General features: G+C 68.6%; 10 protein-coding genes. 2 read left to right on the top strand and 8 right to left on the bottom strand.

Features of this window, described 5'->3' with window-relative positions; translation table 11 throughout:
• Positions 1 to 122: 122 nt before the first annotated feature.
• A complete protein-coding gene (locus ACIA3K_RS20855; protein ID WP_396803015.1) occupies positions 123 to 353 on the bottom strand; it encodes a hypothetical protein in 231 nt (76 codons plus the stop codon).
• Between the two features lie 518 nt (positions 354 to 871).
• Between ACIA3K_RS20855 and ACIA3K_RS20850 the strand changes: the two genes are divergently transcribed.
• Together ACIA3K_RS20850 and ACIA3K_RS20845 are read left to right on the top strand one after the other, a co-directional pair.
• Positions 872 to 2263, top strand: coding sequence for an endo-1,4-beta-xylanase (locus ACIA3K_RS20850; protein ID WP_396803013.1), 1392 nt, complete (start codon positions 872 to 874; stop codon positions 2261 to 2263).
• Positions 2264 to 2351: 88 nt separating this feature from the next.
• Positions 2352 to 3758, top strand: a complete 1407-nt coding sequence (locus ACIA3K_RS20845) for a ricin-type beta-trefoil lectin domain protein (protein WP_396803011.1) — start codon at positions 2352 to 2354, stop codon at positions 3756 to 3758.
• Positions 3759 to 3782: 24 nt separating this feature from the next.
• Here the strand turns inward: ACIA3K_RS20845 and ACIA3K_RS20840 are convergent, their stop codons facing one another.
• From ACIA3K_RS20840 to ACIA3K_RS20810, 7 genes are all read right to left on the bottom strand, one after another.
• Positions 3783 to 4808, bottom strand: coding sequence for a LacI family DNA-binding transcriptional regulator (locus ACIA3K_RS20840; protein WP_396803009.1), 1026 nt, complete (start codon positions 4806 to 4808; stop codon positions 3783 to 3785).
• Between the two features lie 65 nt (positions 4809 to 4873).
• Positions 4874 to 6601 carry an IlvD/Edd family dehydratase gene (locus ACIA3K_RS20835; RefSeq protein WP_396803008.1) on the bottom strand — a complete coding sequence of 576 codons (1728 nt, stop codon included), beginning with the start codon at positions 6599 to 6601 and terminating at the stop codon, positions 4874 to 4876.
• Positions 6602 to 6643: 42 nt separating this feature from the next.
• Positions 6644 to 7528 carry a carbohydrate ABC transporter permease gene (locus ACIA3K_RS20830; RefSeq protein WP_396803006.1) on the bottom strand — a complete coding sequence of 295 codons (885 nt, stop codon included), beginning with the start codon at positions 7526 to 7528 and terminating at the stop codon, positions 6644 to 6646.
• Positions 7529 to 8470, bottom strand: a complete 942-nt coding sequence (locus tag ACIA3K_RS20825; protein ID WP_396803004.1) for a carbohydrate ABC transporter permease — start codon at positions 8468 to 8470, stop codon at positions 7529 to 7531.
• A gap of 80 nt (positions 8471 to 8550) precedes the next feature.
• Positions 8551 to 9891, bottom strand: a complete 1341-nt coding sequence (locus tag ACIA3K_RS20820; protein ID WP_396803003.1) for an ABC transporter substrate-binding protein — start codon at positions 9889 to 9891, stop codon at positions 8551 to 8553.
• A 105-nt stretch (positions 9892 to 9996) separates the two neighbouring features.
• Complete coding sequence (locus ACIA3K_RS20815) at positions 9997 to 12171, bottom strand: alpha/beta hydrolase (protein WP_396803001.1); 2175 nt, start codon at positions 12169 to 12171, stop codon at positions 9997 to 9999.
• Between the two features lie 91 nt (positions 12172 to 12262).
• Positions 12263 to 13276, bottom strand: coding sequence for a LacI family DNA-binding transcriptional regulator (locus ACIA3K_RS20810; RefSeq protein WP_396802999.1), 1014 nt, complete (start codon positions 13274 to 13276; stop codon positions 12263 to 12265).
• Between the last annotated feature and the right edge of the window lie 399 nt (positions 13277 to 13675).

The following is a 13675-nucleotide window of genomic DNA, read 5'->3' as shown; positions in this document are numbered from 1 at the left end:
ACCTACAACGACAAGGGTGAAACGCGCGGAGGGTGGTACACCCTTCAGTCGCCCTCGCTGGACCCCAGCCGGGAGGTCCATGACGACTTGGTCACCGTGGTTGACCAACAAAAGCGTAGCGGTCACGTCAAGTCGATCGATTCGGCGGATCGCTGGGCTGCGTCCTGTCGGCGCTCGGACCAGTGGCTGACCCCCTGGAGGGTGCGGATTTCCCACGCCTCGGCGACCGCCGCACGGGCCGCGGCCGGTTCACCTCGATCGCCCCCGGCCAGGTGTCCGGCGCGCGGCCGGCCAGAGGGATCGAGGAAGGGGTTGTCGAGAAGCACGGCAGCACAGTGGTCCAGCGCGCGCATCGGCCAAGGGTCAACCGGGTCGAAGATGCGTCGCTCGGGTCACGTGCCGAGCGGCGCGCTTTGCGGACCCAGCAAGGGCTGCGCAGCGCTCGGTTGACTCGCAACAGCCCTGAAACTACCGGTTGATAAAGCCGGAATTTTCTGCGAGCCTGAGACATCGATCAGTGTGATCGTTAACATGATCATTTATCGCACCGGAGGCGCCTCACCCGATCCGCCAGGCCCAATCACGAGCCATCCGACCGCGTCCACCACCGCCCCCACCGCCACCCTTCCGCCGCTGGTCAGGCGGACCGCAGTCGCCCGGACAACGCATGCGACCGTCGGCCCGCCGGAGCGACCCCAGCATCGCGACCGCGGCCAGCACAGCGGGTCACCCATCCGAAGAGGACCGAGTTCTCCCACCCCACCACCGGAGGATCAGCATGGTTTCCCGGCCCCGTCCCCTCGGGCGTACCCGACTACGAGCGTTCACTCTTTCCGGAACAGCCGCGATAATTGCGGCCCTGGTCGTATCGATGCTGCCCAACCTGGCGCAGGCCGCCGAGACGACCCTCGGCGCGGCAGCGGCCCAGTCCGGCCGGTACTTCGGTGCCGCCGTGGCCGCCAACAAGCTCGGCGACAGCGCGTACACGACGATCCTGAACCGCGAGTTCAACGCGATCACGCCCGAGAACGAGATGAAGATCGACGCGACCGAACCGCAGCAGAACAACTTCACGTTCGGCAACGCGGACCGGATCGTCAACCACGCCCTCTCCCGGGGCTGGAAGGTGCGCGGTCACACCCTGGCCTGGTACTCGCAACAGCCCGGCTGGATGCAGGGCATGGAGGGCAGCGCGCTGCGCAGCGCCATGCTCAACCACATCAACCGGGTGGCCGGCTACTACAAGGGCAAGATCTACTCCTGGGACGTGGTGAACGAGGCGTTCGAGGACGGCAACAGCGGCGCCCGTCGCAACTCGAACCTCCAGCGCACCGGCAACGACTGGATCGAGGCGGCGTTCCGCGCCGCCGACTCGGCCGACCCGGACGCGAAGCTCTGCTACAACGACTACAACACCGACAACTGGACCTGGGCCAAGACGCAGGCCGTGTACAACATGGTGCGCGACTTCAAGTCCCGTGGCGTGCCGATCGACTGCGTCGGGTTCCAGTCGCACTTCAACGCCAACTCGCCGTACAACAGCAACTACCGCACGACGCTGTCCAGCTTCGCCGCCCTCGGGGTGGACGTGCAGATCACCGAGCTGGACATCGAGGGCTCCGGCACGACGCAGGCCAACACCTACCGCAGCGTGGTCAACGACTGCCTCGCCGTGGCGCGCTGCAACGGGCTCACCGTGTGGGGAGTGCGGGACTGCGACTCGTGGCGCTCCAGTGGCACCCCGCTGCTCTTCGACTGCAGTGGCAACAAGAAGGCCGCGTACACGGCCACCCTGGAGGCGCTGAACAGCGCCGGCCCCGGCACCACCCCCACGCCCACTACGCCGGGTCCGACCCCCACCGTCACGCCCACCGCCCCACCCGGCTCGGCCGGTGCGATCGTCGGCACGCAGTCCGGCCGGTGCGTCGACGTGCCCAACGCCTCGACCACCAACGGCACCCGGGTGCAGCTCTACGACTGCAACCGGCAGGCCAATCAGTCGTGGACGTACACGTCGGGCAAACAACTCCAGGTGTACGGCACGATGTGCCTCGACGCGGCCGGCTCCGGCAACGGCGCGGCGGTCCAGATCTACAGCTGCCACGGTCAGACCAACCAGCAGTGGAACCTGAACTCCAACGGCACCATCAGCAGCGTCCAGTCCGGACGCTGCCTCGACGTCTGGAGCACCGCCAACGGTGCCCAGATCCAGCTCTACGACTGCCACGGCCAGACCAACCAGCAGTTCCGGCTCTCGTCCTGACGATCCGCCGGGGCGGGCGGGCTCACCGCAGGACGAGCCCGCCCGCCCCTCGTCTTTCCACCGCCACCACCCCCAGGAGGTACCGACCGTGCGAGGACCCGCACACCACCCACCGCCCCCGGCGGACACCCCTGTCGACCGCAGGTCGTCCGGCATCCGGCAACGGCTGCTCACGTTTGCCGCCGCCGGGATGGCCGCCGCGGTCGGGCTGCTCACCATCACCCTGGCGACCGGGTCGGCGTCCGCGGCCGACAACCTGTACCAGCGGGGCCCGGACCCGACCCGGACCAGCGTCACCGCCGTGAACGGCCCCTTCGCCAACACGTCGGTCGCCGTCCCGACCGGGTACGGCTTCAACGGCGGCCGGATCTACTACCCGACCGACACCAGCCAGGGCACCTTCGGGGCCATCGCGATCTCACCGGGCTACACGGCGTTGTTCTCCGCCGAACTGGCCTGGATGGGACCATGGCTGGCCTCGCACGGCTTCGTCGTGATCGGCATCGAGACCAACAGCCGCAACGACTTCGACACGGCGCGCGGCACCCAACTCCTCGCCGCGCTGGACTACCTGACGCAGCAGAGCCCGGTACGCGACCGCGTCGACCCGAACCGGTTGGCCGTCGCGGGCCACTCCATGGGCGGCGGTGGGGCGCTGAGCGCCGCCATGCGGCGTCCGTCGCTGAAGGCCGTGGTCGGCATCGCGCCGTACTCGCCGTCGTCGAACCTGGCCAACGACCGGGTACCCACCATGATCTTCGCTGGCCAGGCAGACACGGTGGTCACCCCGTCCTACGCCACCGGTCTCTACAACAGCATCCCGAGCACCACCGAGAGCGTCTACCTGGAGGTCGCCGGCGCGGACCACGGCTTCATGGTGGGACGGTCGAACCCGGTGATGGTCCGGACCATGTTGCCGTTCGTCAAGATGTTCATCGACAACGACGCCCGGTACAGCCAGTTCCTCTGCCCGCTGCTGGACAACAGCGGTGTGGTGACCTACCGCAGCACCTGCCCGCTGCTGCCGTCGACGCCGACCACCCCGACGCCGACCACCACCCCGACGAGCAGCCCGACACCGACGCCCACCGTCACGCCCACCACCCCACCCGGCTCCGCCAGCCAGATCATCGGCGCGCAGTCGGGCCGGTGCGTCGACGTACCGAACGCGTCGCGCACCAACGGCACCCGGGTCACCCTCTACGACTGCAACCGGCAGATCAACCAGTCCTGGACCTACACCTCGGGCAAACAACTACAGGTGTACGGCACCATGTGTCTCGACGCCGCCGGCAGCGGCAACGGCGCGGCCGTGCAGATCTACAGCTGCCACGGTCAGACCAACCAGCAGTGGAACATCAACTCCAACGGCACCATCAGCAGCGTCCAGTCCGGACGCTGCCTCGACGTCTGGAGCACCGCCAACGGCGCCCAGATCCAGCTCTACGACTGCCACGGCCAGACCAACCAGCAGTTCCGGCTCGCTGCGCTCTAGCGACCGCACCAGGCGGGCTCGGCATCACGCCGGGCCCGCCCCGCCGTGCGGCGGCGCCGTGCTCTCACGCACCACGAGCGAGGGTACGACCAACGGCAGGGGCTGCGGCACCGTGTCGTCGATGGCCTGGGTGACCGCCGTGATGGCCCGGCGACCGACCGCGCCGAAGTCCTGCTGGATCGTGGTCAACGGCGGAATCAGGTACGCCGCCTCGGGCACGTCGTCGAACCCGATGACCGAGACGTCCTGCGGCACGCGCCGACCACGCTCGTGCAGCGCGCGCAGCACGCCGATGGCCATCTGGTCGTTGGCGGTGAAGACCGCGGTGGTGCCGGGCATCTCGCAGATCCGCAGCCCGGCGAGGTAGCCGCTGTGGGCCATCCAGTCACCCTCGACGGGCTCGGGTGGGCGTACGCCCGCGGCCACCATCGCCGTACGCCAGCCGTCGCGACGGGCGCGGGCCTCGGCCCAGTTGAGCGGACCGGACACGTGCACGATCTCGGTGTGTCCGAGGCCGAGCAGGTGTTCGGTCGCCATCCGGGCGCCGAGCACCTGGTCGACGCCGACGGTGACGCTCGCCCTGGACAGGTCGCCCTCCACCACCACGAAGGGCACCCCGGAGCGGGTCATCCGCACGACTTCGAGGGCCTCGTCGTTGCCGGCGATCATCACGACGCCTTCCACACCGACGCGCATGAGGTGTTCGGTGGCGTCGCTGAGCGCCCGTACCGTCACCTCCGACAGGCTGACCGAGGTGGCGAAGTAGCCGGCGGCGCGGGCCGCGTCCTCGACGCTGCGGTGGATGCTCGTCGGACCGAACAGCGTTCGCGCCGTCCCGATGATGCCGATCATCCCGGAACGTCCGCGGACCAGCGCCCGGGCGGCCGTGTTGGGTCGGTAGTCGAGTCGCCGGATCGCCTCGAGGACCCGCTCCCGCGTCTCGCGCCGGATCGCGGGCGCTCCGTTGATGACCCGGGACACCGTCTGGTGGGACACGCCCGCCAGACGGGCGACGTCCGCCATGACCGGGGGCCGATGGGCGGTCGTCACTGCTTTCTCCGCGCGAACTCGCACTGGCGGGCCGTCCGTTCTTCCATGAGTCGTTTCCTCGTTCGTCAGTGTGAGTGACGGGGCACGTCACTGCCGCTGCCACCGACCAGGAAGTCGAGGTCGGCCCCACTGTCGGCCTGGAGGACGTGCTCGCTGTACAGCCGTACCCAACCCCGGTCGGCCACCGGCGGTGGCGGCTTCCAGGCGGAGCGACGCTCGGCGAGTTCCGCCTCGTCGACCAGGAGGTCGAGGCGGCGGGTGGCGACGTCGAGGTGGACCAGGTCGCCGGTGCGCACCAGCGCGAGAGGACCGCCCACGGACGCCTCCGGCGCCACATGCAGGACGCACGTGCCGTAGCCGGTGCCGCTCATGCGCGCGTCCGAGATCCGCACCATGTCCGTGATGCCGTCGGTGAGCAGTCGACGGGGCATGGGCACGTTGCCCACCTCCGGGAAGCCGGGGTAGCCACGCGGGCCGGCGTTGCGAACGACGATCACCGTGTCCGGTGTGACGTCCAGGTCCGGGTCGTCGGCGGCGACGACGTACTCCTCGATCCGGTCGAAGACGAGCGCCGGACCGGTGTGCGTGAGGAGGTGGGGGGTGGCGGCGGAGACCTTCAGCACCGCTCCGGACGGCGCCAGCGACCCGCGCAGCACCACGGTGCCCGAGCCGGCGGCCTGGAACGGCTCCTTCATGGTGGCGATGACCTCGGAGTTCCAGCACTGCGCGCCGTCGACGTTCTCGGCCACGCTCCGGCCGCTGACCGTGACGTGCTCGGTGTGCAGCAACGGCGCGAGTTCCTTCATCACCACCGGGAGGCCGCCCGCGTAGGCGAAGTCCTCCATCAGGTACGCCCCGGACGGCATGAGGTTGACCAGCAGCGGAACGTCGGCGGTGAGGGTGTCGAAGTCCTCCAGCGACAGGGGCACGCCGAGGCGTCCGGCGATCGCGAGCAGGTGCACGACGGCGTTCGTGGAGCCACCGATCGCCGCGTTGACCCGGATGGCGTTCTCGAACGCCTCGCGGGTGAGCACCGAGGACAGCCGTTGGTCCTCGTGCACCATGGCGACGATCCGCCGTCCGGCGGCCTGCGCGAGCGCGTACCGCCGGGAGTCGACGGCGGGTACGGCGGCGGCCCCCGGTAGCTGCACGCCAAGCGCCTCGGTCACGCAGGCCATGGTGGAAGCGGTCCCCATGGTCATGCAGTGGCCCCGGCTGCGGGACATGCCGACCTCCGCCTCGGCGCAGTCGGCGGCGCTCATCCGGCCGGCCCGCATCTCCTCGGTGAAACGCCAGACGACCGTGCCCGAGCCGATGTCCTGGCCACGGAACTTGCCGTTGAGCATCGGGCCGCCGGTCAGCATCAGCGTCGGCAGGTCGACGCTCGCCGCCCCCATCAGCAGGCCGGGAGTGGTCTTGTCACAGCCGGAGAGCAGGACCACCCCGTCGAGGGGGTTGGCCCGGACGGACTCCTCCAGCTCCATCGCGAGCAGGTTGCGGTAGAGCATGGTCGTGGGACGCATGAGGGGCTCGCCCAGGCTCATGGCCGGGAACTCCAGCGGCAGGGCGCCGCTCTCCCACACGCCGCGCTTCACCGACTCGGCCAGGTCGCGCAGGTGGGCGTTGCAGGGGGTCAGCTCCGACCAGGTGGTGGCGATGCCGATCACCGGGCGACCGTCGAAGACGTCGTCCGCGAATCCCTGGTTGCGCATCCAGGACCGGTGGATGAACCCGTTGCGGCCCTCGGCGCCGAACCACTGCGCGCTGCGCAGCGGCCGATCTGTCGTCGACATCAGCACACCTTTCTGTCATGCCTCAAGATCGCTCGGCGCGACCTAGCGAAGGCCCCCGACGGACAGGCCGCCGCGCCAGTGCCGTTGGAGGCTGAAGAACGCGATGACCAGTGGGATCACGGACACCAGTGAGCCCAGGATGATGAGGCTCCACAGCGACGTGCCGCCCGAGTTGTTCGCCGAGGCGATCCCCTGCCAGAGGCCGAGACCGACGGTCACCGGGAACAGCCGGTTGTCCGAGAGCATGGCCAGCGGCAGGAAGTAGTTGTTCCAGGACGCCACGGCGGACAGGAGCAGCACGGTGACCACCGCGGGACGCATCAGCGGAAGCGCGATCTGCAGGAACGTGCGCACCTCCCCCGCGCCGTCGACCCGCGCCGCGTCGAGCAGCTCGTCCGGTACCGCGTCGCGCGCGTACACGTGCATCAGGTAGACGCCGAACGGGTTGAGCAGCGACGGCAGGATCACCGCCCAGACCGTGTTCGTCAGGCCGAGCCGGGAGAACATGATGAAGGTCGGGATGACCAGGGCCGTGGCCGGCACCATGAGCGCGCCCAGCACGACGGCGAAGCTGAAGCGCCGCGCGGCGAACCGGTACTTGGCGAACCCGTAGCCGGCCATCACCGCCAGGACCGTGGCGCCGACTCCGCCGGCGATGGCGTACAGCGTGGAGTTGAGGATCCACCGCAGGTAGATGCCACCGTCGTAGGTGAAGAGCTGCCGGAGGTTGCCGACGTAGTCGACCTGGTCGGAGAACCACAGGGTGTTGCCGCCCCCGAACAGGCCCGGCGCGTCCTTGGAGCTGTTGACGACGACCCACCAGAACGGGACCAGGAAGTAGATCACCAGGAAGCCGAGGAGGATCTGCAGGGGAAGGTAGCGCTGCGGCCGGCGGACGCCGGCGCGGACGCTGGTGTGGTCGGCCATCTAGAGGAAGCTCCTCCGCTTGCGGGTGAAGAACAGGAAGGCGTACACGCAGATGAAGACGATGCCGCCGAGCGCGAACGAGATCGCCGACCCGTAGTTGAAGTTGGCGAGTGAGAACGCCTGCTGGTACGCGTACATGTTGGGGGTGAAGTCGGCCCCGATCGTGCCCGCGGCGAGGTAACGCAGGATCTGCGGCTCGTTGAAGAACTGCAGGGTGCCGATGAGCGAGAAGACCAGGATCAGGATCAGCGCGGGCGCGATCAGCGGGATCTTGATACGCGTCGCGATCTGCCACCGTCCGGCGCCGTCCATCCGGGCGGCCTCGTAGAGCGTCGGGTCGACGCCCTGCAACGCCGCGTACAGGATGATCATGTAATAGCCGGCCCACTGCCAGGTCACGACGTTGAGCAGTCCGTAGAAGATCAGGTCGCTGCCCAGGAAGTCGGGAGCGGTGGCGCCGAACAGCCCGAAGATGTCGGTGAGCGGGCCGAAGCCCTTGCTGTAGAGGAACCCCCACATCACGGCCCCGATGACGGTGGGGATCGCGTACGGAAGAAAGATCATGAGGCGGGAGAAGCGCGCGAACAGCGTGGTCACGGCGTCCAGGATGAGAGCCATCACGAGCGCCAGGACGATCTGCAACGGGATGGAGACGAGCGAGAAGCGGATGACGAACCAGGCTCCGGACAGGAAGCTCGGGTCGGTGAACGCCTTCACGTAGTTGTCGAAGAGGACGAAGCTGGTTCCGCCGATCAGCTTCTTCTGAAAGAGGCTGAGGTACAGCGCGTACACCAACGGCGCGATGAGGAACGCCAGGAAGACGATCGCGAAGGGCCCGACGAAGAGCCACCCCATCAGGTGCTCGCGGAGGTGCACCTTGCCACGGATCTTGCGCGTCTCGCTCGGCGGACGCGGTGTGCGCTTCTCGGTCAGGACTGTCATCTGTGGTCTCCGAAGGGCGTGGACGCGGGGGGTCGTGGGTGGGCCGGCCGGCCACCGCCGGGACGACCCACCCGGAGCGGTCACTGAACGGTGAAGCCCTGCTCCTTGGCGTACTTCGCCACGTCGTCCTGGAGCTTGTCGGCCGCCTGCGAGCCGGTGATCGAGCCCTTGATGACCTCGCTGATCTGCTTCGTCATGGCGTCCAGGTAGTACTGGCCGAAGGGCGCGTAGGACATACCCTTGTAGGCCTCGGCGGCGGGCAGGTAGACCTCCTTGTTCGCCTGCTGGCCGCTGAAGAACGCCACCTTCAGGTCGACGAACGCGGGATCCTTGAGCGCCGTGAGGTTCAGCGGGAAGATGATCTGGTTGGTCCAGCCGTCGGTGAGCGACTCCTTGTCGGCGTAGAGCCCGTAGGCGGCCTTCGCCGCCAGCTCCGGCTTCTTCGCCTGCTTGGTCACCGAGAAGGCCGACCCACCCCAGTTCACCTGCACCGGGTTGGTCGGATCCCACTGCGGCAGTGGCGCGACCGCGAACTTGCCGGTGTCCTGGCCCTTACCGACGCCCGCCCCGGTGAGGTAACCCGGCGCCCACGCCGCCGAGATGTACGTCGCGTAGTTCCCGTTGATCACACCGGAGATGTACTCCGGGGTGAACTGGTCCTGCGTACCGACCAGGCCCTTCTTGGCGAGGCCACCCCAGTAGTCCAGCACGTCCTTGGACGCCTGGTCGTCGAGCTTCACGCCGATCGACTTCGGCTGGGCAGGATCGAAGGTGAAGGGCGACGCGCCCTTCTGGATCTGGAGCGACATCATCACGGCCGGGACGTTCGCGCCGAGGTCCCCGAACAACGGGCCGCCGGCGTCCTTCACCTTCTGCGCGGCCTGCTCGTACTCGGCCCAGGTCTTCGGCGGGGTGATCTTGTACTTGTCGAAGATGTCCTTGCGGTAGATCATGCCCATCGGCCCACCGTCGACCGGGACGCCGTAGACCGCGTCGCCCACCGACACGTCCTTCCAGGCGCCCTCGCCGTAGTTGGCCTTGACCGCGTCGTAGCCGTACTGCTTGATGTCGACGAGCGCGCCCTGGATCTGGAAGGTCGGGATCCGGTCGGCCTCGACCATGATCACGTCGGGTGCCCCGGTGCCCGCCGAGATGGCGGTCTGGAACTTGTCGTACTCGTCGCCGCCCTGACCGACGTTGGTCCAGCAGACCTGCACGTCGTCGTGCAGCTTGTTGAAGTTGTCGACGACGAGCTGGGTGTTGGGGTACCAGCCCCACATCGTCACGACCGGGACGTTCTGCTTGGTGATGGTGTTCGTGCAGTTGCTCGCGTCGCTGCCGCCGTCGTCCGAGGAGCAGGCGACCAGGCCGCTCCCGGCCGCGAGCATGGCCACCGTGGCGAGTATGCGTCTTCTCTTCATTGAGATGGTTCCCTTCGAAGGTGGCGGTGCACGGACATCGATGCGTCGGCGGCGCCACCGGAGGCGCTGGGACCTCGCTTCCGGTGGCGTCGCCTGGGCAGGCTCCTAGCGCTTGAACAGACGGGGCGCCAGGTCGATGAGGTTCTTCTGCCACACGTCCCAGCCGTGTGGTCCGGGGGTGACCCCGTCGAACTCGTAGCGGATACCGAGGGTGTCCATCGTGGTCAGCGAGGCCATGAAGCTGGGGTACACGAAGTCGGTCTGGTCACCGACGTAGAGGCGCAGCATCCTGGTGCCGTTGTTGATGGCCGCGACGTCGACGCCGGTGCCGCTGCCGAAGCCGGCCGAGAACGCCGCGACGTAGGCGAACTGGCCCGGGTAGGCCTTCAGCACGCCGAACGCCTGCCCTCCGCCCATCGACAGCCCGGCGAGGGCCTGCTGGGAGGGGTCGCTGGAGACGTGATACCGGGAGCGGGCCGTCGGCACGATGTTCTCCAACAGCTCCCGGTTGAAGTTCGACGAGTTGCCGTTGCCCATCACGACGACCATGGGTGTGAGGTCCCCGTCGAGGAACTGATGGTCGAGGATCTGCTTGGCCCGGCCCATCTCGACCCAGTCCGTGTAGTTCTGCCCGCCACCGTGTTGGAGGTAGAGGACGGGATAGGGCTGCGCCCGCTGCGGGTCGTACCCCGGCGGGGTCCAGACCAGCGCGGTGCGGTCCTGGCCGGCCACCGTGCTGGTGTAGGTCATGCTCTCGACCTTGCCGCCCTGGCCGGCCGGCACGTCGGTCAGCAGTCGGGCCGCAGGGCCCGGGACGAGGAAGGTGCTCCACATCGGCTCCGTGGTCACCTTCGTGGGGTTCGAGACGTCCTTGAACGGCACCCGGTCGACGATCAGGCGGTAGTAGTAGAACCAGGGCTTGAGCGGCCCCACGGTCGCCCGCCACCGGTCGCCGTCACGCGTCAGCGGCACGCGCAGCCAACTGCCGCCGGGCGCGATGTTGGCCCACACCGTGACGTGCTGGGCGTCCGCGAAATCGGTGGTGGTCTCGAAGGTGACGAACCCGTCCTCGGTGACGAAGGGCGTCGGGGTGGTGCCGGCCGGCGGAGGCGAGAACTCGCCCGTGAACCGGCCGTGGCCCGGGCTCGGCCCGTGGTCCGCCACGTGCCGGAACAGCCGTGGCACGAAGTCGACGAGGTTCTCCTGCCAGGTGGTCCAGTTCCCGCCGCCGTCCGGGTTGACCCCGTCGAACTCGAACCGGACGCCGGCCCGGTCCAACGCCTTCGTGAGCCGGTAGGTGGTGTTGTAGGCCGGGTCGGTCACGTTCCCGGTGTAGAGGCGCAGCAGCTTGAGGTGGTTGAGCGCCGTGGCGTCCCGGCGGTCGATCGTCGGGGCCGTCGTGCCCGAGAACCAGCCGACAGAGCCGAACTGACCGGGCTTGGCGACGGCCGCGCGGACCGCCCGCGCCGCGCCGTCGGCGACACCGGCGATCCCCTGGTGCGCCGGATCGCGCAGGACCCGGTAGTTGTCGGCGACCGCCTTGCGGAGATCCTTCAACTCCCGGTCGTCCGTGCTGTCGGCGATCACCACGACCATCGGCTGCATCGCGCCCGCCGCCGAGAGGTTGTCGAGGATCTGCTTCGTGCGACCGAGATCGAGCCAGTCGGTGGCGGCCACGCCGCCCCCCGACTCCAGAAAGAGCGTCGGATAGCCCTTCGGCTTCCTGGCCGCGTACCCGGGTGGCGTCCAGACCAGGGCCGAGCGCTGCTCGGCGCGGACCCGGTAGGTCAACGTGGCGACCGTGCCGCCGCTGCCGGCGGGCACGTCGGCCAGCCAACGCGCCGACTCGCCGGTGACCAGGAACGTGCTCAGGAGCGGATCGGACGCCACTCCCGCGCTGTTGGTCGGGTCCTTGATCGTTTTGTTGTCGTCGGCGGTCACCTGGTAGCGGTACAGCCCGGGCGTCAACGCGCCGAGCACACCGGACCAGACGTCACCGCGGCGGGTCAGACCGAATTCCGCCCAGGTGGCGGACGGGCCGAAGTTGCCCTCGACGACCACCTGCGAGACGGTGCCGAGGTGCTCCTGGACGTACGCGGCCGGAACGGTGAACGAGGCGTAGCGGTCCGGGGAGACGTCCAGCCACGGCGTGTCCGCCGCCGCTGCCGGTTGCGGCGCGATCAGGGCCGCCGCCAGGGCGACGACTCCGGCGCTGAACACCGCCGAGAGCCGGCGTACGCCGAGCCGGCGTAGGCGCCCGTGATAATGTTCGGTTGTCACGCTCCACTCCTTTCCTGTGCCGGCAGCGGATGCGACCCGCTGGCCAGCTCAACCCATCGGTGGATCTCGCCGTGCGGTGTCTTCACCTCCTTCAGTCCCTCGCCGGTGCTGCGGTCGAGCCACGGACCACGAGGTTGGTCGGAAGGACTATCTGGTGCGGCTCGTCCCACTCGCCGGTCACCAGTGACTTGAGCATCCGCGCGGCTTCGTACCCGAGCTGGTACATCGACTGGTCCACCGTGGTCAGACCCGGAACGGTCGACGCCGACTCGGGGATGTTGTCGAAGCCGACGACGGACAGGTCCCCCGGGACGGAGAGCCCCAACTCCCTGGCGACCTCCAGGACCTTGAGGGCCATCCCGTCGCTCGCCGCGAAGATCGCCGACGGCCGGTCCGCCCGTCGCAACAGGGCGCGCGCCAACGGAACGGCCGACTCGGGATTGAAGTCCCCCCGACCGATCAGGGTCGGGTCGACCGGGACACCGGCGGCGGCGAGAGCCGCCCGGTAGCCCTCCTCCCGGGACCACGCCGAGGCGAGGCTGTCACGCCCGGCGATGAACCCGACGCGTCGGTGGCCCAGGTCGAGCAGGTGCTCGACGGCGGTGGTGGCACCGGCGAGGTTGTCGGCCATGACCGAGGGCGCCGTCGCGCCGCGCACCGGGTCGATGGCCACGACCGGCGTACGGCTGCGCATCTCACCCCAGGGCGTGACGACGATGCATCCGTCGGTGAGGGTGCCCGACAGGCGGGTCAGGTGCCGCTGCTCCCAACCCTCCGAGTAGGACCCGTAGAGGTCGCTGTTGGCGTAGATGATGAGGTCGAAGCCGGAGCGGCTGAGCGCCTTCATGACCCCCTTGAGCACCTCCGCCGTGTACGACTGGAAGCTGTGCGCCACGAGGCCGAGGACGTTGGTGCGGCTGCGCCGCAGGCTCGAGGCCACCAGGCTCGACTCGTAACCGAGCTGTTCGATGGCGGTGCGGACCTGAGCGATCGTGCGGGCGCTGACGCCGTAGTGCCCGTTGACGACGCGCGAAACGGTGGCGGTGGAAACGCCGGCGATCCGGGCGACATCACTCATTGTTACCGGCGCATTCGCTTCGATCATGCCGCTCTCTCTGGACTGCAATCGTTATCGGTTACGTTTCCAGGATGTTGCCAACGTAACCGACCGAGATTGCGAACACAAGACCCATTCATCCCCGCGCGGGCACCGGTGAGCGGATCCTGACGGGATTGTGCAAGGTGGACTTCCCGGGGTGCAAAGCCGCGCCATTTCGCGCGTGGGATACACCCGTCGACAACGGGACGGCACTCTCTGTCAGGCGCCATTTCCGGAACGCGGTGTTCCCTCCGGGGAGCATGATCGGTAACGTTTACATCGATCGCGAACGTAATCGATGATCATGGCGATGTCCAGAGCTCGCACCGACCCACCACCCCCGGGTCCCCGGCGCCGCGACACGGATCCCGACGTCGGAGGCCTCCTCCGAGAGGAGCCCGCCCT

The sequence above is a fragment of the Micromonospora sp. NPDC051543 genome, from assembly GCF_044454415.1.
In the GTDB taxonomy this organism is placed as follows: domain Bacteria; phylum Actinomycetota; class Actinomycetes; order Mycobacteriales; family Micromonosporaceae; genus Micromonospora.
The sequence above is the reverse complement of the archived record's forward strand: the minus strand, read 5'-3'. Positions and strand labels throughout refer to the sequence as shown.

What these genes read in the sequence shown, in the direction of transcription:
- ACIA3K_RS20855 (WP_396803015.1), bottom strand. Translation starts at nt 353, where the DNA reads ATGCGCGCGCTGGACCACTGTGCTGCCGTGCTTCTCGACAACCCCTTC.
- ACIA3K_RS20850 (WP_396803013.1), top strand. Translation starts at nt 872, where the DNA reads ATGCTGCCCAACCTGGCGCAGGCCGCCGAGACGACCCTCGGCGCGGCA.
- ACIA3K_RS20835 (WP_396803008.1), bottom strand. Translation starts at nt 6,601, where the DNA reads ATGTCGACGACAGATCGGCCGCTGCGCAGCGCGCAGTGGTTCGGCGCC.
- ACIA3K_RS20830 (WP_396803006.1), bottom strand. Translation starts at nt 7,528, where the DNA reads ATGGCCGACCACACCAGCGTCCGCGCCGGCGTCCGCCGGCCGCAGCGC.
- ACIA3K_RS20825 (WP_396803004.1), bottom strand. Translation starts at nt 8,470, where the DNA reads ATGACAGTCCTGACCGAGAAGCGCACACCGCGTCCGCCGAGCGAGACG.
- ACIA3K_RS20820 (WP_396803003.1), bottom strand. Translation starts at nt 9,891, where the DNA reads ATGAAGAGAAGACGCATACTCGCCACGGTGGCCATGCTCGCGGCCGGG.
- ACIA3K_RS20810 (WP_396802999.1), bottom strand. Translation starts at nt 13,276, where the DNA reads ATGATCGAAGCGAATGCGCCGGTAACAATGAGTGATGTCGCCCGGATC.